Below are 401 nucleotides of genomic sequence, written 5' to 3'. Positions count from 1 at the left end.
GATCCGCTCCGGCATTCCGGAGCACGGCCGTATCCCCAAGTACTACGCCGTGAAGGCTCATGTCTCGCTCCTCATCGAGGAGTTGGGTGAGGGCGGCATGCTGCCCACCGAGCGTGACCTCGCCGTCCGCTACGAGGTCTCGCGCGAGACAGTGCGTCAGGCGCTGCGCGAACTGCTGCTGGAGGGCCGGCTCGCCCGTCAGGGCCGCGGCACCGTCGTCGCGGGTCCCAAGCTGGAGCAGCCGCTCTCCCTCGCCAGCTATACGGAGGGGGTGCGCCGCCAGGGGCGGACCCCGGGCCGTCATCTCATCGGTCTGGAAAAGTTCCCCTGCACCGCCGCACTCGCCGCCGAGACCGGCGTCGAGCAGGGCGAACCGGTCTGGCACCTGGAGCGTGTCCTGC

The 401-nt window shown here is 70.3% G+C and carries 1 protein-coding gene; it reads left to right on the top strand.

The window, feature by feature from the left end:
• Nucleotides 1-401, top strand: a 401-nt coding sequence (locus AC1DUE_RS20550; protein ID WP_477041251.1) for a GntR family transcriptional regulator, incomplete at both ends; no start/stop codon positions are given.

The organism is Cellulomonas sp. P4_A2, assembly GCF_056402515.1.
This window is presented reverse-complemented; position numbering and strand designations above follow the sequence as displayed.